We start from the raw sequence: 20,176 nt of genomic DNA, 5'->3' as shown, positions 1-20,176 counted from the left end.
GATTTGAACCGCTCAAACAAAACTTTCTCAGGGAAAGTGACTATTACCGGAGAAGCAAAGAAGACTCGCATTTCTCTTCACCAAAAGGATTTGACCATCGAATCTGCACAAGTAGATGGGCAAGATTGTGCTTTTACAGTCAAGGATGAGGAAGAAGCGGTCTTTGTTGAAGTTCCTGCTACAGGTAAAGTAAACCTTACACTTTCTTATAAAGGAAAAATTACCGATAATATGACAGGGATCTATCCGTCTTACTATACAGTAGATGGTGTCAAAAAAGAGGTCATCTCCACTCAGTTTGAGAGCCATTTTGCGCGTGAAGCCTTCCCGAGTGTGGATGAGCCAGAAGCCAAAGCGACCTTTGATTTGGCTGTGAAATTTGACCAAGAAGAAGGGGAAATCGTTCTTTCTAACATGCCTGAAATCGATGTCGAAAGTCGGAAAGAAACAGGTATTTGGAAGTTTGATACAACTCCTCGTATGTCTTCTTATCTCTTGGCCTTTGCGGCAGGAGATCTTCAAGGAGTGACAGCTAAGACCAAGAATGGAACCCTAGTCGGTGTCTACTCTACCAAAGCTCACCCATTAGAAAACTTGGACTTCTCATTAGATATTGCCGTTCGTGCTATTGAATTCTATGAAGACTACTATGGAGTTGCTTACCCAATCCCTCAATCCCTTCATATCGCCCTTCCAGACTTCTCTTCAGGAGCTATGGAAAACTGGGGCTTGGTAACCTACCGCGAAGTTTATCTCCTTGTAGATGGGAACTCGACAGCTCAAAGCCGTCAAACAGTAGCCTTGGTGGTGGCTCACGAATTGGCTCACCAATGGTTCGGAAATCTCGTAACGATGAAGTGGTGGGATGACCTCTGGTTGAATGAAAGCTTCGCCAATATGATGGAATATGTCTGCTTGGATGCCATCGAACCAAGCTGGAACATTTTTGAAGACTTCCAAACAACTGGTGTACCTGCTGCCTTGAAACGCGATGCGACTGATGGTGTTCAATCCGTCCATGTGGAAGTGAAACACCCAGACGAGATCAACACCCTCTTTGACCCAGCGATTGTTTATGCTAAGGGTAGCCGTCTTATGCACATGCTTCGTCGCTGGTTAGGCGATGACGCTTTCCGCAAGGGCTTGAAAATCTACTTTGAAAAGCACCAATATGGAAATACCATTGGGCAAGATCTTTGGGAAGCCTTGGGTCAAGCTTCTGGTCGGGATGTAGCAGCCTTTATGGATTCTTGGTTGGAGCAACCTGGCTATCCAGTTGTTTCAGCTTCTGTAGAGAATGATACCTTGATCATCCGTCAAGACCAGTTCTTTATCGGAGAAAAAGAAGAAAAAGGTCGCAAGTGGGTTGTTCCGCTAAATAGCAACTGGACAGGTATTCCAGATACTTTGGAAACAGAAGTCTTAGAAATTCCAAACTACAGTGCCTTGAAAGCAGCTAATAGCGGTGCTCTTCGCTTTAATACAGAAAATACGGCCCACTATATCAGTGACTACCGTGGGGAATTGTTGGAAGACATCCTTGCGGACCTTGCTAACTTAGATAGCACTTCAAAATTACAAGTGGTTCAAGAACGTCGTCTGTTAGCTGAAAGTGGGCAAATTTCCTATGCAAGCCTCTTGCCAGTGATTGAGCATTTGACAGAAGAAAGTTCCTTCTTGGTTGTTTCTGCCGTTTCAAGCGTCTTGACTGGAATCAGTCTCTTTGTGGATGAAGGAACTGAAACAGAAGTTGCCTTCCATGAGCTGTTGAAACAGATGAACCGTTACAACTTTGAACGCTTGGGACTAGAAGCTAAGCCAGGTGAATCAGAAGAAGACGAAAAAGTTCGTCAGCTCATGATTGCCAATATGATTAAGGCTAATGATGAAGCTGCACAAGCCCAAGCGAGTGCTATCTTTGAAGCGCATGCATCTGATCTAGAAAAACTTCCAGCTGCCATTCGTCTGCAAATCTTGATCAACCAAATCAAGCATCAGGAAACCAAGGCACTTAGCCAACAATACCTAGATACCTATGTGAAGACAGTGGATGGAAACTTTAAACGCCAGTTGGCTGCAGCTCTTTCTTACACCAAGGATGCGGAAACCTTGGAAGCTCTATTGAAGGAGTGGAAGAACAAGGATGTGGTGAAACCTCAAGACTTGGCTATGAGCTGGTACTTCAATTTCTTGCACCATGACTTTACCCAAGGTAGAACCTGGACTTGGGCGCGTGAGAACTGGGACTGGATCAAGAAGGCACTCGGTGGTGATATGAGCTTTGATAAGTTTGTCATCTACCCAGCTAACTGTTTCAAGACCCTTGAACGCTTGAATGAATACAAGGACTTCTTTGAGCCTCAATTAGAAGATATGGCGATTAGCCGCAATATTAAGATGGGGATCAAGGAAATCGCGGCTCGTATTGATCTTATCGAGCGTGAGAAAGCAGCTGTTGAAGCAGCGCTTCTAGCTACAAAATAAAGAAAAAAGCTCCTAGAGAAGGCTTTGCAGATCTGCAAACCTCTCTAAGAGTTTTTATTTTTCTTTTTTGAAATATGGGAGATACTTAAGATTTCTATAAAGGATGACCGCGAAAATCGTTGTCAAAGTCATCTTAATCAAATCTGGCAGGACAAAAGGTAGGACGACAAATTTTACTGTGAAATCTAAAGATTTATGGGTAATAAGCATAAAACCTAAGGCACCGCCAATAAAGAGAACGACTTCTCCCAAGGCGTTAGCAAGGAAAATACGAATGGGCTGTCCCTTTTGGCCAGCGAAGATAGAGGTAACCAAAGCACGAAGAGGAAAGAAGAAAAGGAATCCGGCAGTGGGACCGTAGAAGGAGCTGATACCTCCGTGACCACCTGCAAAGACGGGAAGTCCAATGGCACCTAAGAGGAGGTAAATGAGAACAGAAAGGGTAGCTTCTTTTGGACGGTAGATGCTGGCGATTAATCCAATCGCTAAAGTCTGAAGCGTGATAGGAATGGGTCCAAGTGGGATTGTAAAAGGTGATAGGGCAGCAATCAAAGCTGCTCCAAGAGCAATTAATGTCATTGATTCAATTTTTTTCAAAACAGTAAACCTCAATTAATTTTTATGGTAACTATTATACAAAAAAGAAGGAACCCTGTCAAGTCTTCTTTTCAGCTGTTACAAATGTCTCCTTGATCATTTTAGGAAAGTTTAAGAAAAAATTTAGCCACGGTTAAGGAAGGGTCGGTAAACTATCCTTATCTAAACAAAGGCCTTGTTTAAATAAAAAAAATAAGGAAATGAAAGAATGCAAGCTTCGAATGAACAAAAGCAAGAAAGAACTGAAAAAATGATTGTTCTTAAGAAAAGTCCTAAGTGGTGGGCAACTGCCGCAGCAACAGGAGGACTCGTCGTAGGAATGACAAGTGGATTTGGATTGGGAATGTTGGCGACAGCCAATACGACTCCCCAACGTCAACAAGCAACAGTCTCTACACAAAATACTAACCAACCTAACCAAAATCCTCAAGGACAAAATGGACATTCTAACTCACAAGGTTTTAATGGACAAAATGGTGGACCAGGGCAAGGTGAGATGAATGGTCAACCGCCACAAGGTGGGGGACCTCAAGGTCAGCAAGGACAAGATGGATTTAGAGGTGGACCGGGTGGTAGGCCCCCGCAAGATGGGCAGAATGGTGGACCAGGGCAAAGTGAGATGAATGGTCAACCGCCACAAGATGGTGAACCTCAAGGTCAGCAAGGACAAGATGGATTTGGTGGTGGACCAGGCGGCATGCCACCGCAAGATGGTCAAAACGGTGGACCAGGCCAAGGGAATCGGAATGACCAACCGCCACAAGATGGAGGGCCTCAAGCTCAACCAGACAACCAACAAAATGGGAAATCCAATAAAAAGTCCTCCAAGAAGTCCACTTCGAAAAAATCGTCAACCAATACACAACATTCATCAAAGGATGAGACAGGGACAGCGGGCTAAGAAAAAAGGTGAAATCGCTATCTGAAAGCTACTGAATGAAGCCTTGTCATGTTATAATAGAGTAGAATATACTCATCATCCCTGTATGGAAGAATGAGAAGGAGAAAGTAAATATGATTAAGATTTTATTAGTCGAAGACGACCTCGGTCTGTCTAATTCAGTATTTGATTTTTTAGATGATTTTGCAGATGTCATGCAAGTCTTTGATGGGGATGAAGGTCTGTATGAGGCTGAAAGTGGCATCTATGACCTAATTTTACTGGACCTCATGCTTCCTGGAAAAGATGGTTTCCAAGTTCTGAAAGAATTGAGAGATAAGGGTGTCTCCACTCCAGTATTGATTATGACAGCCAAAGAGAGCTTGGACGATAAGGGCCATGGTTTTGAGTTGGGAGCAGATGACTATCTGACCAAGCCTTTCTACCTAGAAGAGTTGAAAATGCGAATCCAAGCATTGTTGAAGCGCGCTGGTAAGGTCAATGAAAATACTCTTTCTTATGGGAATGTGACCGTTAATCTCTCGACTAACTCTACGCTTGTTGAAGGGAAAGAAGTAGAACTATTAGGAAAAGAATTTGATCTTTTGGTCTATTTCCTTCAAAATCAAAATGTCATCCTGCCAAAAACACAAATCTTTGATCGACTTTGGGGATTTGATAGCGATACGACCATTTCGGTTGTCGAAGTGTATGTTTCTAAGATTCGGAAGAAATTAAAAGGTACAGACTTTGCAAAAAATCTCCAAACATTGCGTAGCGTGGGGTATATTCTGAAAGATGCTCAATAAAATTAAAAAAACTGTCAATGCGGATGACTTTTCCTATTTCATCCGCTATTTCGGACTCTTTACCTTGATTTTTTCAACCATGACCTTGATTATTATTCAAGTGATGCGTTCCAGTCTTTATACAACGGTTGACGAAAATTTAAAAATGCTCAGTAAAGATCGCTATTCGATTATCAGTTTGGCAAACCGTACAGGCAATGGGATGGGAAGAGACGAAACTGCTGATGACGGACCAGAAGATGATGAACTTGGTCCCGAGGATGGCCCTAGACCATCGGTTACTTCCAATAGCACAGCCATCCTCTTGAATGATAAATTTGAAAATGTGACGACGGATAATGGTTTCCTAGATCTAAAAACAGTAACTTTTAGTCGCAGTTATTTAAACAAGATCAAGCAGATTCAAATTACTAATCATTATAAACAGAAGGAAAGTTACCGGGCTTATTTGGTAGATATTGATCCCGATGATTATATCGACGGGGTGAAATATGCCGTGATCATGACCAACATCAGCCAGTTGGAGCAGACCAGTGAAAAACATGAGAGTCAAATTGCCTTGGTTATGATTTGTTTCTGGGGCATTTCCCTCTTTGCAAGTATCTTCTTGGCTAAGATGAGTGTGAAACCTCTCTTAGAGAGCATGAACCGGCAGAAGGCCTTCGTCGAAAATGCTTCTCATGAATTGCGGACGCCTTTAGCGGTTTTGCAAAATCGTTTGGAAGCCTTATTCCGAAAACCAGAGGCGACGATTATGGAATCTAGTGAGAATATTGCCTCCTCTTTGGATGAAGTTCGCAATATGCGATTATTGACGACCAATCTCTTAAACTTAGCCCGTCGAGATGATGGGATTAAACCAGAGTTTAGCGAGATCACACCATCCTTTTTTGACCAAACTTTTGCCAATTATGAAATCATTGCGGAGGAAAACGAAAAAATCTTCGAATATGAGAATCTGGTGGATAGGAGTCTGGTGACTGATAAGGTCCTATTGAAACAACTGATGACCATTTTGTATGATAATGCCCTCAAATATACGGAGGAAGAAGGGAAAATACGCTTTGTCGCCCAATTCAAGGATCGTTATCTCTATCTTCGAGTAGAGGACAATGGTCCAGGAATTGCTGATGAAGATAAAAAACGGATTTTTGATCGTTTCTACCGAGTGGATAAGGCGCGAACCCGTCAAAAGGGTGGTTTTGGTTTGGGCTTATCCTTAGCCAAGCAAATCGTAGAAGCCTTTAATGGTACCATTACTGTTCGAGATAACAAGCCGAAAGGTGCTATTTTCGAGGTTAAACTAGCAACTAAGTCAGATAGTAAAAAGAAATCGAGTTCTAAATCAACGAAAAACAAGTAAGAGAGTGGGACAGAAATCGGTAATTCGTTAGAATTCGATTTCGTCGTCCCACTCAACCACTGCGTCTTGCTCAATAATCCAAAGACAATTGAGAGGCTTGGACTTTTGTCCCAGCCTCTTTTTTCATCTATTTCAAATAATCGCTATTTTTGCCTGACTAGTGTATAATAGTAAAAAAAGAAAGAGGTGTCGTATGGCTTCAAAAATGTTACACACTTGTTTGCGAGTGGAGAATTTAGAAAAATCAATTGCCTTTTATGCAGATGCGTTTGGCTTTAAGGAATTGCGTCGCAAAGATTTTCCTGAATACAAATTTACGATTGTTTATCTTGGTTTAGAAGGGGATGACTATGAGTTGGAATTAACTTACAACTATGATCATGGTCCTTACGTCATTGGAGATGGCTTTGCCCATGTTGCCTTGAGTACGCCAGACCTTGAAGCCCTTCATGCGGAGCATAAGGAAAAAGGTTACCAAGTAACAGATCCTAAAGGCTTGCCAGGAACTCTTCCAAACTATTACTTTATTGTGGACCCAGATGGCTACAAAGTCGAAGTGATTCGTGAAAAGTCCTTATAATCAGCATCATATAACTTGTGATAAAGAGCAGGTGTGACCACATCTGTTCTTTTTTTCTGCTTGAAAGTTGCCGGTTCAAAGTGACAGGAGATAGGACTGAGCTACTTTAATTTCCCTATCATATTTTAGGTTTTATTTTTTAGATTCTAGAGTTTTCTACTGTTTTTTGGTGATAAAATTGCTATAATAAGAGTATGAAGAAATCCTACTTGAAAATACTTATTCTCATCCTCCTCAACCTCCTTTTCATCGGGGGGATTTATCTTGCTTATCAGAAGATTGAGGAAGCACGCGCTATCAAAAATTATAATCAACAGTTTTCCAAAGCAATTCGGGAAGAAGAAGCAATTGAAAAAGACAAGGATACCATCCTTCAAAAAGGAATGGTTGGTCAAACATATATCGCAGCTTACTACCCGAAAAATAATGAAGAACCCATCGCAGTGGTTAAAGAGAGAATTTTGGCTGACGTTGGCTCTCTTCCCCAAGAAGAGAAGAATAACCAGCAAGCAAAAGAGCTTTTGTTCTACCATACCGAACGTTCAGAAGACCCATTTGTAGGGGTTCATCCTTATCAGGTGAAGAAGACCCAGTACAAGTGGAAAAATGGCAAATTCATTAAAGATGGGATTGACAAACTACCTCTCCTCTATCTAACGGATGAGGGGACGGTCTTCCAATTTTCCCAATTGTTTACGAATGCAGATCTAGCCAAAGAAATCCTTTTGACAGAATTGCGTTCTCAGCTGGTCTTCCTACAGTTAGGGGAAGATCGAATTGAGGAGATAATGCAAGCTGTCTCAGCAAGTGATATGGCAGGCTGGCAGTTCACCTACAATCAAGGGGTTATTTCTATTACCCTTCCAGTTACTATTGAGGGCATGGAAACCTTCGATGTACCCCTTTCGAAGCTCTATGATGTGATTGATTCTGCTCGCCTGAATCCAGGAGATCTTCAAGCTTATGAGGCCTACCAAACTCAACGTCATGCTAAGATGGTTGCCTTAACATTTGATGATGGTCCAGATCCAACGACGACCCCTCAAGCACTGGATATCCTCAACAAGTACCATGTTAAGGCTACCTTCTTTATGCTTGGGAAGAATGTCTCGGCCTATCCTGAAGTGGCTAAACGGGTACGTCAGGAAGGACATGAAATCGGAATCCATACCTGGAATCATCCTGTCTTAACCAAGTTGCCTTTGGAGGCTGCCCAAAAAGAAATCATGGATACGAAGGAAGTGATTCAAAAGGTCACAGGAGTGCAAACGAAGATTACTCGTCCGCCTTATGGTTCGATTAATAGTGCCATTCAATATGCCGTTGATCAGGCCTTTATCATGTGGGATGTGGATACTCTGGATTGGAAGACCCACAATACACAAGCCATCTTGGCAGAAGTGAAAAAACAAGTCAAACCAGGATCGATCATCCTGATGCACGATATTCACCAAACATCTATTAATGCCCTTCCAGCCGTGATTGAATACCTTCAATCGCAAGGCTACACCATCGTCACGGTTGATGAACTCTTAAACCACCAAGTGGAAAGTCATCGCCTCTATTACAATCGTAATTAAAAAAATCGTTCGTAGTATTACGAACGATTTTGAATGTAGACAAACTATTGTTTTACATAAAACACCAGGATGATTTTCAAAAATTGACTTTTATTTTTTAATCATTTAAGAATATGAAAAACTTTCCGCTGTGAGAAAAATGCCTGAAACACAATTGTTTCAGGCACTCGGGAGTTTTGAAACTTTAGGTTCAAAACTAAGTCATGGAACTTCTACGAAGTTCGCTGACGTCCGTACTCACCTAAGGAAAGTTTTAAAAATGACTTTATCTTCAATCTGAATCGTTCGTAATGCTACGAACGATTTTCTTATTCTTCCCCTATATAAAGTTGAGCTCCTTTGAGAATCAAGGGACGAACGGGGGTTAATTTTTTCAAACTTTTCAATTCTTCTGAATGGCTGACCAAGGTGATGACATAGCCTTCTTTACCCATGCGTCCGGTACGTCCAGATCGGTGGATGTAGGTTTCGGTATCTCGAGGGACTTCATAGTTGACGACACATTCTAGAGAGTCAATATCAATTCCTCGTGCCACCAAATCTGTTGCAAGAAGGAGTGTCAGCTGGTGGTCCTTAAAGCGTTCCAGAATGACTTTTCGGAACTTGACATTAACGTCACTAGCAAGTGAGACGGCGCTAACTTCCCGGTATTGGAGTTTTTCTTCAGCGCTCCCTAGATCGGACAAGCTATTGAAGAAAACGAGGCCACGAAAGTCTTCGACATTGGATAGTTTTCTGAGGAGTTCGACCTTTTCTCGCTTGTCCACTTCCATATAGAAGTGCTGGATATTGTCCAAGCTTTGCCCTTCTACCTGAATGGTCAGGGTATTGGGCTCGATTTGCTCTGGATCAAACTTGGTCGTTGCACTCATATAGATAAATTGATGATCCCGTGGCGCGTAGTGGCAAATCTTGTCGACAAAGTGATACTGAGAGTCGCTGAAAAGTTGGTCAAATTCGTCCAGGATGATGGTATCGACATTCATCATCTTGATTTTCTTGAGCTTGATCAACTCAAAAATACGGCCTGGAGTTCCGATGAGAATTTCGGGTCCTTTTTTGAGACGTTCGATTTGCCGTTTTTGACTAGAGCCAGAAAGGAAAAGTTGAGCACTTAGTCCAAGAGGCTCTGCCCATTGTTTAGTGACATCAAAGATTTGTCCGGCCAACTCTGTATTGGGGGAGAGGATCAGCAATTGTTGTGCTTTTTTAGGCTTTAGCTTGAGAAGACTAGGGAAGAGATAGGCCAGAGTCTTCCCAGTTCCTGTCGGGCTGACTCCAAGTACGTTCTCCCCTTGGGTGATCGGCTCAAAGAGGCGTTCTTGGATTTCAGTGAGTTGCTCAAAGCCGAGGGTTTTGAGTTGCTCTTGCCAGAGCGGTGGGAATGCTAGTGTCATATTAGTTTTCGTCCTTAAAGTGTATTCCAGCATCTTGGCGCATAGCATAGAGGGCTTGATGGACCATCTGTCCAGTTTGGAGCCAAGTCTGGTAAAGTATCTGGTCGCCTTCTGTCATCATACTAGCAAAGGCCTGGGCTTCTTCTAGCATGTTATGAGGGGCAGGAGTGATTAGAAGCTGGTAGCTGTTTCCAGAATGGTCTTGAAAAACAGCCTCGTTAACGGCTTCAATGCCACTCAGAAAGAGGGTGCCATCTGTTGTGTAGATTTCAGCAGGAAGATTGCTGGTCACATCTTTGCCGGCTTGAATGCCGATGACAAAGTCAGAATAAACCAAGTTACCATGTCCGTTCAAATCGATTGAATTAGGCAATTGCCGCGCCTGATAGGTTACTGATTCAGGTTGACCGAAGAGGCCGATTGCAAAGTAGAGGGGATAGACACCCAGATCCATAAGGGCTCCGCCTGCAAACTGGTCAGAGAAAATATTGGGAGTAGAGCCTTTTAAGAACTCAGGCATCTTAGAAGAGTATTTGGCATAGGTCATGTGGCCACCCAAGATGGTCTTGTCTTTGAGAAAGTCTTGGATGGTCGCAAAGGCTTTTTCATGATAGTTGCGAGCTGCTTCAAAGAGATAGACCTGGTGCTCCTTGGCCAATTTGACCAACTCTTCCCATTCCTTGGGAGTAGTGACGGCTGGTTTTTCAAGGATGACATGTTTCTTAGCTAGAAGGGCTAACTTTGCCTGAGGATAGTGGAGTGAATTGGGACTAGCAATGTAGATGACATCCAGGTCACTATCTAAAAAGGCAATCAGATCATCATAGAGGGCCACTTGTCCATAAGGTTGGGTGAAACTACGAGCTTTCTCCAAGGTCCGTGAATAGACCGCTCTTAACTCATACTGGTCTGTTTCTTTAGCTGCAGCCAGGAAGGAATGGGAGATGGCACTGGTGCCGATGATACCGAGTTTTAGCATGGCAGCTCCTTTCAATCAGGTATTTACTGGTTTCATTATATCATGTTTCACCCTAAAAAGATGGAATGGGCCTTTCGAACTGGGACGGAAGGGGAAAGGAGATCCTTCTTTGATTTTGGATGAAAGCCATAGAAAAATGGTTCAAGTCGTGGTCAAGTGACCGCTTTTGTGATAGAATAAATAGGATTATAGAAAATGGAGAAGAAGATGCGAAACAGACCAATTATTATCGGTGTAACAGGCGGTTCTGGTGGGGGAAAAACTAGTGTTTCTCGGGCAATTTTGTCCCACTTCCCGGATGAGAAGATTGCCATGATTGAGCACGATTCTTATTACAAGGATCAAAGCCATTTAACCTTTGAAGAGCGGATTCAGACCAACTATGACCATCCTTTTGCCTTTGATACAGACCTCATGATCGAGCAAATCAATGAGTTGTTGGCTGGACGTCCGGTTGATATTCCAACATATGACTATGCAGCGCATACGCGTAGTGCCAAGACTTATCGCCAGGAGCCTCAGGATGTCTTTATCGTTGAGGGGATTTTGGTCTTGGAGGACAAGCGTCTTCGTGACTTGATGGATATCAAGATTTTCGTTGATACCGATGATGATGTGCGGATCATTCGCCGGATCAAGCGAGATATGGAAGAGCGTGGTCGGAGTTTGGACAGCGTCATCGAGCAGTACTTGGGAGTGGTGAAGCCGATGTACCATCAGTTTATCGAGCCAACCAAGCGCTATGCGGATGTCATCATTCCAGAAGGTGTGACCAATACTGTAGCCATCGATTTGATTACGACTAAGATTGAGAAGATTTTGAGCGAATCACGTGAAGGATAAGATAACAAGTGAGAGAGGTTAGGAAGTAGTGTCCCAGCCTCTTTTCCATGACAAATAGGGAGAAATATGAAAAAGTTAAGAAGGGAGTTTCACTCCAGAAGTAAGGCCTTTGCCTGCCTGCTGACTATGTGTGCGGGTTTTTCAGATGCCTACACCTTTATCGAAAGAGGAGGGACCTTGGCGGCTGGCCAAACGGGAAACGTGGTCTTTCTATCCGTTGGGTTAATCGGCCATGAAATATCTGATGTGGAGGTCAAACTAGCCACCATGTTAGCCTTTATGATCGGGATTTTTTTGATGACCGTCTTTCAGCGCTTCTTTAGTCATTCGGTTTGGCGGCTTAGTACCTTAGTTCCTTTGGTCCTGACGACCTTGGTGGCTGGCTTTCTGCCAAAAGAAGTGCCCAATGTTCTGATCGTGCCTTTCTTTGGACTGAGCTTGGGGATTGTAGCTATTTCCTTTGGAGAAGTCGATGGCTATGCTTACAACCATTCCTTTATGACAGGGAATCTCAAGAAGACCATGGTCGCTTACGGGAATTTTGTGCGGGATCGCAAGATGGAGTTTTTCTGGGAATCCCTCTTTATGACCTCCTTGATTGGGAGTTTTGTCGGAGGGGCTATTCTTTCGACCTTCCTCATCCAATATTATGGCCTTCGGACCATTTGGTTTGTTTCCCTTGTTCTGACCATCTTTCTGACATATCGGGCGATTCAATATGTTCGGAGAGACGCTTAAATGAATTTTTACAAAGTCAGGGACCTTGCTCCCTGGCTTTTTTATTGAGAACATTTGCTTGGTACTTCTGATGTCTAGTCGGGTTTTTATCAAGGCTTGCTCCGTGGTAAATACTTAATTTTCTAGCCAAAGTTTGGTATAATAAAGGGTATGAATACGCAAGAAAAAGAATCACATTACAAACTCTTACTAGCCCAGTTAGAAGCTCTTTTGGAAGGAGAGAGCAATGCCTTGGCCAATTTAGCCAATGCCAGTGCTCTGCTCAATCAAGCTCTACCTCATTCCGTCTTTGCAGGTTTTTACCTCTATGATCAAAAAGAGTTGATTTTAGGCCCCTTTCAAGGACAGGTATCTTGTGTCCATATCGCTCTAGGAAAAGGTGTCTGTGGAGAAGCAGCAGAGAAAAGAGAGACGCTGGTCATCGAGGATGTGACCCAGCATGCCAATTATATCTCTTGTGACAGTCGGGCCATGAGTGAGATTGTGGTCCCCATGGTCTTGAATGACCAGTTGCTTGGAGTGTTGGATCTAGATTCGGATCGGGTGGGAGATTATGACGACCTGGATCGTCTTTATTTGGAACGTTTTGTAGCCATCTTGCTCGAAAAAACAAATTGGAATTTTAGGATGTTTGGAGTAGTAGACTAATGTATCAAGCCCTCTATCGTAAATACCGAAGCCAGACCTTTGGCCAGCTTGTAGGGCAGGAGGTTATTGCGACGACCCTACGACAAGCTGTCGAACAGGGAAAAATTAGCCATGCCTATCTCTTTTCTGGCCCTCGTGGGACGGGGAAGACCAGTGTGGCGAAAATCTTTGCCAAGGCCATGAACTGCCCCAATCAAAAAGGGGGAGAGCCTTGTAACGAATGCTATATCTGTGAAGCCATTACCAATGGCAGTTTAGAGGATGTCATCGAGATTGACGCTGCTTCTAATAATGGGGTGGATGAGATCCGCGATATCCGCGACAAATCGACCTATGCGCCTAGCCTGGCCCCTCACAAGGTCTATATTATCGACGAGGTCCACATGCTCTCGACGGGAGCCTTTAATGCCCTTCTCAAGACCTTGGAAGAACCGACAGAAAATGTGGTCTTTATTTTAGCAACAACGGAATTGCATAAGATTCCAGCAACCATCCTTTCGCGGGTTCAACGCTTTGAGTTCAAATCAATCAAGACGCCAGCCATTCAAAACCACCTAAAAGCTGTTTTGGATAAAGAAGGCATTGATTACGAAGAAGAAGCTGTAGCCATTATTGCCCGTCGGGCAGAAGGTGGGATGCGGGATGCCTTGTCCATTTTGGACCAGGCCCTCAGCCTGACAGCTGGTGCCCAATTGACCACTGCGACGGCAGAAGAAATCACAGGCTCCATCAGTCAAGAAGCTTTGGATCTCTATGTGGCAGCCTTGGCAGCACAAGATGCAACAGCTGCCTTGGACCAGTTAAACTTCATCTTTGATAATGGGAAAAACATGGCCCGCTTTGTGACAGATCTCTTGCAGTATTTGCGGGATCTCCTGATTGTTCAGACAGGTGGGGAAAATCTCCATGTAAGTGAACGATTTAACCAGAATCTAGCCATTCCGCAAGCTACCCTCTTTGCTTGGATTGATCTTGCGACAAGGAGCTTAGCAGATATCAAAAACAGCCTGCAGCCCAAGATCTATACAGAGATGATGACCATTCGCTTGGCAGAATACAAAGGTGGGGGCTCTTCAGCTAGTCAAACGGCTTTTCCAGAAGATTTCTTGGCACAAATGGACCAACTCAAAAGAGAAGTGGAGTTACTGAAAAGTCAATTAGCTCAAGTAGGGAGCGGGGCTCCTGTAGCCAAGTCGGCTCCAGCCCGTCCTCAGAAGTCCAGCAAGGGATATCGAGTGGATCGCAATAAGGTTCAAGCCATCTTACAAGAAGCGGTTGAAAATCCAGATTTGGCCCGTAACAATCTCATCCGCCTGCAAAATGCTTGGGGGGAAATTATTGAAAGCTTAGCAGGGGCAGATAAGGCCTTGCTGGTTGGTTCGCAACCGGTTGCGGCAAATGAACGCCATGCGATTCTTGCTTTTGAGTCTGCCTTTAATGCCGAACAGACCATGAAGCGAGATAACCTCAATACCATGTTTGGCAATATTTTAAGCAATGCAGCCGGATTCTCACCTGAAATTTTGGCCATTTCCATGGAGGAGTGGACCCAGGTCCGGGCGGAATTCTCGAAGAAAGCGCGTGGTCACAAGGAAGAAGTCGAGGTAGCAGAAGAGTCTGTCATTCCGGAAGGTTTCGATTTCCTCTCTGACAAAATTACTGTTCAGGAAGACTAGGATGTGCTTTTTCCAGAAAATCGTGGTAGAATATCAATATGAATAAACGTCAATTTTGGACTATGGCTATCTTTACAGCCTTTGAAACCTATTTTTTCAATGATGCAGTGATGAGAGAAAGCTACCTTGCAGCTATCTTCTGGGCTCTCTTGATACTGAGAAATTTGCAAGTCAGCTATATCTTAGGGAAATTGGTCGAAAGTATCGATCAACAGCTCAATCAGAAAAAACGAGATAAGTATAAAAAATAAGCACCGACTGGTGCTTATTTTAGATTGAATATAAAGTCTACTTAAAAACTTTCCTTAGGTGAGTACGGACGTCAGCGAACTTCGAAGAAGTTCCATGACTAATTAAGATACAAAGGGCGTCTGCGGATAAAGTCAAAATAGGAAGTTTGACGCAGAATCTTTCGATTCTAGGATAACTTATCTTTTTGACACAATCCGCAGCCCGTGTTCAATTAGTTTTGAACCCTTCGCTCTTTAATTTCTGTGCTCAGGCTAAAACAGTTTCCCAAACTGTTTTACTCCCAAAACTCCCGAGTGCCTGAAACAATTGTGTTTCAGGCACTTTTCTCACAGCGGAAAGTTTTATATTTCCTTTCCTGACTCAAAAAATAGCTGTCATTTTTTTGAAGAGTAAGCTGACTACTTTATTTAATTAGGAATTATGGTGCTTATTTTCTTGTAGAAAAGGACCTAGTCTTGTGCAATATAGAACGAAACCCTTTGTGTCAATTAAATGTCTAACTTTCTGGGGTCAGTAGACACCATGGGTCTTTTCTTTATGTTTACAATTCTTGAACTTTCAAGCACCTTAAGTATATTGTGCTACTATCTAAAAAGTTAATTTTATAGAGTTTACTTGGATAGTTGCTGAGTTTTTATTTATCACTCCAACTTTATTATTATACCATAAAAATAATTAGAAAAACAGACTTGAATGATTTTGAAATTGGTGTATGATAAAGGTGTAAAAACGATAAAAATAGCCTGTTAGAAAGAGGGAAAAGAATGAATCAGGCTATATAAAATTGGTATTTAATGTTGTAAAACAAGAAAGGGTAAGGTAAAAAATGCAATTACATAAAAAAATTTTTATAGTGGCGTTGGTTTTATCCATTTGTATCTCACTTTATTTTCTTATCAATGAGTATAATATTTTAAACTTTCCGATTTTTGTGAGTGAATTTGAAGACACCACATTTAAATATTACATGTTTGTGAAGATTGGAATTGTATTATTATTTATCAAATTCTTACTGGATATATGCTTAGAGTATATCAAGAATTATTTTAAAAATTTTTGATATATCTTCACACAAAAGAGTCTGAGAAATGTTTTGTCTCAGACTCTTTTTTGAGCTGTTGGTCTGTTTTACAGGTCCCACTGTTTGAGGGAAATTTCGCCACTATTAAGCCAGCGTTCTTGGCCGTCCTCCAGTTGGACTAGTAGTTGTCCACTATCTGAGATATCCTTGGCCAGACCTTGGTAGCTGGTTTGATTTTGTTCGAAGCGGACTTCCTTACCTAGGACCAGTGAACGTTGCTTGTAGAGGTAGATCAGCTCCTCTTCTGGAGTGGTGAAAAATTCCTTCCAAATCTCAGCAATCAGTTCATTGCGGGAAATGGGAGGCTGGGCACCAAAGAGGGACCCTGCCTTGTCTTTCAGTTCCTTTGGAAAATCAGTGATGGAAAAATTGAGCCCCACACCAATAATGACATCTGTGATGAGGCCTGTTTCGATAGAACTGATGGCTTCAGTCAGAATGCCTCCAACTTTTTTCCCCTTGTAGTAGATGTCATTGACCCACTTGATATCGACATCCAGTAAGGCTAGATTTTTCAGAGCCTTATAGATAGCAGCTGCGACCATGAGGGTATAGGCAGGTGCTTGATCGAAAGGGAGGTTGGGCTTGAGGTGGAGAGACATGTAGATTCCCCCTTGAGAAGGACAGAAGTAGTCGCGCCCAAAACGCCCCTTACCAGCTGTTTGGAAAGGAGCTAGATACAGAGTAGCAGATTGGCCACCCGCTTCCATGGCATTCTTAGCGTCTAACTGGGTGGATTGGCACTGGGGATTATAGGAGACTGTCAATGGACAAAGGTCTTCGATGACTTGGGGGATTAGGAGGTCTCCAGAAAGGATCTTGTAGCCTCGATTTTTAACAGACTCAATCTCGATGCCTTCTTTTTCTAGACGCTGGATGGCCTTCCAGATAGAGGTGCGAGACAGGCCCATTTCCTGGGCTAGTTGCTCGCCGTTGACATAATCCTGGGCTTGGGCCAAAGTTTGGTATAAAATTTCGTGTGTTTTCATAGTTTCTTATTTTCGAAAAGGATGGAAGATCATCCATTCTTGGTACTTTCTCTTAAGGTGAGTTTGGTTCCTAGCATGGTAAGGGTCGGTATTTCTCTCGGAGCTAGGACTTGTTTATTGAGGACGTCCATAGCGGTTCGCCCCATTTCTTCTGTAAAAACAGTGATGGTCGAGAGGGGAGGAAAGACTTGTTTGGCTAAACTGGTATCATTAAAGGAGATGAGTTGGATGTTATCAGGGACCTTGATGCCGGCTTCTTGAAAGGCGCGAAGAGCCCCAATTGCCAAACTATCACTGGCAGCAAAATAGGCATCTGGTAAGGGTGAGCCAGACTGAAGTTGAGAGGAAATGAGGTCATAGCCTGATTGAGCTGTAAAACTACCTGTGAGGATGAGTTCAGGGTGGTAAATGTTTCTTTCAATACAATAGTTTCGATAGGCTCTTCGCCGAGGATCGGGAATACTTTCCAATAGGTCAGTCGTTTTTTCCTCACCGGTTAGGAGACCGATCGTTGTACACCCTTGTTTTCGTAAATAGTGAAGAGCAGTCTGAACAGCATTTTCAAATTCAGTCGTGACACAAGGATGCCCTTGGTTGAGAGTGTTACTATCAACAAAAACCAGAGGCTTGGCTAGCTTTTCTAGCTCGACAATCTGAATTCTACTAAACTTTCCAATACAAATGACCCCAACAACTTCCTCCCCTAATCGAAAGGGAATATCATTGAAATAGCGTAGGATGCCATAATCGAGATCCTGTGCTCTTTTTTCAATGCCTAAACGGATGTTGTAGTAGTAAAGGTCGTCCAGCTCTCCTTCTTCACTTTTCCATTGGATGATGACAATTTGTTGTTTTTCTTTCTTAAAGTTCCCACTTTTCTGATGTCTGGTGTAGCCTAGTTCGTCAGCAACGGTCAAAATTCTGTGGCGGGTTTCCTCCGTTACAGAAAGACTAGTATCTTGATTCAGCACACGTGAAACAGTGGCGATGGATACGTTAGCGAGACTGGCAATATCCTTTAATGTAGCCATAAGTTTTCTCCTTCTGTCTTCTAGTATATCATAGCTTTGGCCTGGTTAGTGTATTTTACTAAAATTTTAGTAAATTAATTGATTTGCTTGATGAAAAGGGTTACACTAAAGATAAATAACTATATAAGTGAGGTAATCTCAATGAATACTCTAGAACTTCGGAACGCTTTTCAAACAGTCTTTGGAGCAGAAGCGGATCATACTTTTTTCTCACCAGGGCGGATTAATCTGATCGGTGAACATACTGACTATAATGGAGGCCATGTCTTCCCAGCAGCTATCACACTTGGTACCTACGGAGCGGCCAGAAAGCGTGAGGATAAGGTCTTGCGTTTCTTCTCAGGAAACTTTGAAGACAAGGGGATCATTGAAGTCCCACTTGAAAACCTTCAGTTTGAAGAGGAGCACAACTGGACCAACTATCCAAAAGGTGTTCTTCATTTCTTGCAAGAAGCTGGTCACACCATTGATGTGGGGATGGATGTCTATGTCTACGGGAATATTCCAAATGGATCTGGTCTCTCTTCTTCAGCCTCACTAGAGATGCTGACGGGCGTCATTGCAGAAAGGATCTACGGTTTGACAGTGGATCGGGTGGACTTGGTTAAAATTGGAAAACAAACAGAAAACCACTTTATCGGGGTCAACTCTGGCATCATGGACCAGTTCGCGATCGGCATGGGAGCTGACCAACGGGCCATTTATCTGGATACCAACACCTTGGAATATGACTTGGTGCCCCTTGATTTGAAAGACAATGTCGTCGTGATTATGAATACCAACAAACGTCGGGAATTGATTGATTCAAAATACAATGAACGCCGTGCGGAATGTGAAACAGCTGTCTCAGAATTGCAAGCCAAACTAGACATCCAAACCTTGGGTGAATTGGATGTCTGGGATTTTGATACCTATAGCTACTTGATCAAGGATGAAAATCGCATCAAACGAGCTCGCCATGCTGTACTCGAAAACCAACGGACTCTCCAAGCTCGTAAGGCTCTGGAGGAAGGAAATTTAGAAGCTTTTGGCCGTTTCATGAATGCTTCCCACGTATCATTAGAACACGATTATGAGGTAACTGGACTTGAATTGGACACCTTGGTGCATACGGCTTGGGAACAAGAAGGTGTGCTTGGTGCCCGCATGACAGGAGCCGGCTTTGGTGGGTGTGCCATCGCCCTTGTCAACAAGGATAAGGTCCAAGACTTTGAAGAAGCTGTCGGCAAACGTTATGAGGAAGTTGTCGGCTATGCTCCAAGCTTCTACATTGCTGAAGTAGCAGGGGGCAGTCGCGTCTTAGATTAGGAGAGAGGAGACAAAATGCCACAAGGAATTCTAGATGCATTTGTCACAGCCGTCATTGCGGCGAGTGACTACGAAGAGATGGATCGGATTTATCTAAAAAATCGCATCATGAGTCGCGTTGGAGAAGAAGGACTAGATGGACCAGCCCAAAAAGAAGACTTGATCGCGCTCAAAGATCAGCTGGTAGAGATTGCGGTTGCGAATAATATGATTCAAGATAGCATGGCCGCCAAGGACAGCCTAGGTGCGGAGTTGATGGATTGGATCACACCTAGCCCTAGTCAGGTCAACCATCTTTTCTGGGAGACCTATCGTCAGTCTAAAGAAGACGCGATTGCTGATTTCTATGCCCTCTCTAAGCGCAATGATTACATCAAGGTAGAGGCCATTGCGCAAAACATTGCCTTTGAGGCAGAAACTCCCTACGGTTCTCTTGAAATCACCATCAATCTGTCAAAACCTGAAAAAGATCCTAAAGACATTGCGGCGGCCAAACTTGCCAAAACCAGTCATTATCCAGCCTGCCAATTGTGCTTTGAAAATGAAGGCTATCAAGGTCGCCTAGACCATCCAGCTCGGGCCAATCACCGGATTATTCGCTTTGATATGGACGGTCATGACTGGGGCTTCCAGTATTCCCCTTATGCCTACTTCAATGAACACTGCATTTTCCTTGATAGCCAGCATGTGCCCATGGCCATTAGTCGCAAGACCTTTGAGCGACTTTTGACCATTGTTGAGACTTTTCCAGGCTATTTTGCGGGGTCTAATGCAGATCTGCCCATTGTAGGGGGATCCATCCTGACTCATGACCACTACCAAGGCGGACGGCACACCTTCCCTATGGAGCTAGCTCCTGTTGAGGAAAGTTTTACCATTGAGGGCTTTGAGGCTGTATCGCTAGGGATTGTCAACTGGCCCATGTCGGTTCTACGTTTGCA

Annotated in this window: 17 protein-coding genes and 1 pseudogene; 13 read left to right on the top strand and 5 right to left on the bottom strand. The window is 43.3% G+C overall.

What is annotated here, in order from left to right; translation table 11 throughout:
* Positions 1–2,484 (top strand): M1 family metallopeptidase (locus ACLOR3_RS05245; RefSeq protein ID WP_412037051.1); only part of this gene is annotated, 2,484 nt, incomplete at its 5' end.
* A gap of 54 nt (positions 2,485–2,538) precedes the next feature.
* Here ACLOR3_RS05245 and ACLOR3_RS05240 read toward each other — a convergent pair.
* The gene (locus ACLOR3_RS05240; RefSeq protein ID WP_343094092.1) at positions 2,539–3,081 is read right to left on the bottom strand and encodes a biotin transporter BioY; all 543 of its coding nucleotides are present in this window, start codon (positions 3,079–3,081) and stop codon (positions 2,539–2,541) included.
* Between the two features lie 208 nt (positions 3,082–3,289).
* On the opposite strand from ACLOR3_RS05240, the gene ACLOR3_RS05235 reads away from it, so the two are divergent.
* From ACLOR3_RS05235 to ACLOR3_RS05215, 5 genes are all read left to right on the top strand, one after another.
* A complete protein-coding gene (locus tag ACLOR3_RS05235; RefSeq protein WP_343094091.1) occupies positions 3,290–3,982 on the top strand; it encodes a hypothetical protein in 693 nt (230 codons plus the stop codon).
* A gap of 113 nt (positions 3,983–4,095) precedes the next feature.
* On the top strand, positions 4,096–4,770 hold the full coding sequence (locus ACLOR3_RS05230) for a response regulator transcription factor (protein ID WP_117744091.1): 675 nt from the start codon (positions 4,096–4,098) through the stop codon (positions 4,768–4,770).
* The gene (locus ACLOR3_RS05225; RefSeq protein ID WP_411400438.1) at positions 4,760–6,133 is read left to right on the top strand and encodes a sensor histidine kinase; all 1,374 of its coding nucleotides are present in this window, start codon (positions 4,760–4,762) and stop codon (positions 6,131–6,133) included. Before ACLOR3_RS05230 ends, ACLOR3_RS05225 begins: the two co-directional genes overlap by 11 nt.
* A 193-nt stretch (positions 6,134–6,326) precedes the next feature.
* Positions 6,327–6,713 (top strand): lactoylglutathione lyase, encoded by a 387-nt coding sequence (gloA, locus tag ACLOR3_RS05220; protein ID WP_023022851.1) that lies wholly within the window; start codon positions 6,327–6,329, stop codon positions 6,711–6,713.
* 209 nt (positions 6,714–6,922) lie between these two features.
* Positions 6,923–8,293 (top strand): polysaccharide deacetylase family protein, encoded by a 1,371-nt coding sequence (locus tag ACLOR3_RS05215; RefSeq protein WP_411400436.1) that lies wholly within the window; start codon positions 6,923–6,925, stop codon positions 8,291–8,293.
* Positions 8,294–8,601: 308 nt separating this feature from the next.
* Here ACLOR3_RS05215 and ACLOR3_RS05210 read toward each other — a convergent pair whose 3' ends face one another.
* Together ACLOR3_RS05210 and ACLOR3_RS05205 are read right to left on the bottom strand one after the other, a co-directional pair.
* The gene (locus ACLOR3_RS05210; protein WP_154852499.1) at positions 8,602–9,690 is read right to left on the bottom strand and encodes a DEAD/DEAH box helicase; all 1,089 of its coding nucleotides are present in this window, start codon (positions 9,688–9,690) and stop codon (positions 8,602–8,604) included.
* Position 9,691: 1 nt separating this feature from the next.
* Positions 9,692–10,669, bottom strand: coding sequence for a Gfo/Idh/MocA family protein (locus ACLOR3_RS05205; protein WP_048717272.1), 978 nt, complete (start codon positions 10,667–10,669; stop codon positions 9,692–9,694).
* 207 nt (positions 10,670–10,876) lie between these two features.
* Between ACLOR3_RS05205 and udk the strand changes: the two genes are divergently transcribed.
* The 5 genes from udk to ACLOR3_RS05180 all read left to right on the top strand — a co-directional run bounded on the left by udk (position 10,877) and on the right by ACLOR3_RS05180 (position 14,825).
* Positions 10,877–11,512, top strand: coding sequence for a uridine kinase (udk, locus tag ACLOR3_RS05200; RefSeq protein ID WP_048691384.1), 636 nt, complete (start codon positions 10,877–10,879; stop codon positions 11,510–11,512).
* Between the two features lie 66 nt (positions 11,513–11,578).
* A complete protein-coding gene (locus ACLOR3_RS05195; RefSeq protein ID WP_140813885.1) occupies positions 11,579–12,250 on the top strand; it encodes a YoaK family protein in 672 nt (223 codons plus the stop codon).
* Positions 12,251–12,400: 150 nt separating this feature from the next.
* Positions 12,401–12,898 carry a GAF domain-containing protein gene (locus ACLOR3_RS05190; RefSeq protein ID WP_195324098.1) on the top strand — a complete coding sequence of 166 codons (498 nt, stop codon included), beginning with the start codon at positions 12,401–12,403 and terminating at the stop codon, positions 12,896–12,898.
* Positions 12,898–14,574, top strand: a complete 1,677-nt coding sequence (dnaX, locus tag ACLOR3_RS05185; RefSeq protein WP_195324097.1) for a DNA polymerase III subunit gamma/tau — start codon at positions 12,898–12,900, stop codon at positions 14,572–14,574. Before ACLOR3_RS05190 ends, dnaX begins: the two co-directional genes overlap by 1 nt.
* 38 nt (positions 14,575–14,612) lie before the next feature.
* Positions 14,613–14,825: a DUF3272 family protein gene (locus ACLOR3_RS05180; protein WP_048690913.1), complete on the top strand. Its 213-nt coding sequence runs from the start codon at positions 14,613–14,615 to the stop codon at positions 14,823–14,825.
* Positions 14,826–15,954: 1,129 nt separating this feature from the next.
* On the opposite strand, the gene birA is transcribed toward ACLOR3_RS05180, so the two are convergent.
* Positions 15,955–16,896, bottom strand: coding sequence for a bifunctional biotin--[acetyl-CoA-carboxylase] ligase/biotin operon repressor BirA (gene birA / locus ACLOR3_RS05175; protein ID WP_411400434.1), 942 nt, complete (start codon positions 16,894–16,896; stop codon positions 15,955–15,957).
* A 29-nt stretch (positions 16,897–16,925) separates the two neighbouring features.
* Entirely contained in the window at positions 16,926–17,927 is a 1,002-nt protein-coding gene (locus ACLOR3_RS05170) for a LacI family DNA-binding transcriptional regulator (RefSeq protein ID WP_006596550.1), read from the bottom strand.
* Positions 17,928–18,068: 141 nt separating this feature from the next.
* Here ACLOR3_RS05170 and ACLOR3_RS05165 point away from each other — a divergent pair, with 141 nt between their 5' ends.
* Positions 18,069–19,235: a galactokinase gene (locus ACLOR3_RS05165; RefSeq protein ID WP_006597142.1), complete on the top strand. Its 1,167-nt coding sequence runs from the start codon at positions 18,069–18,071 to the stop codon at positions 19,233–19,235.
* 15 nt (positions 19,236–19,250) lie between these two features.
* Positions 19,251–20,176, top strand: a pseudogene (locus ACLOR3_RS05160) (UDP-glucose--hexose-1-phosphate uridylyltransferase); the annotation flags it as partial.

This window comes from Streptococcus intestinihominis, from assembly GCF_046824975.1.
Lineage (GTDB): Bacteria > Bacillota > Bacilli > Lactobacillales > Streptococcaceae > Streptococcus.
The sequence above is the reverse complement of the archived record's forward strand: the minus strand, read 5'-3'. Positions and strand labels throughout refer to the sequence as shown.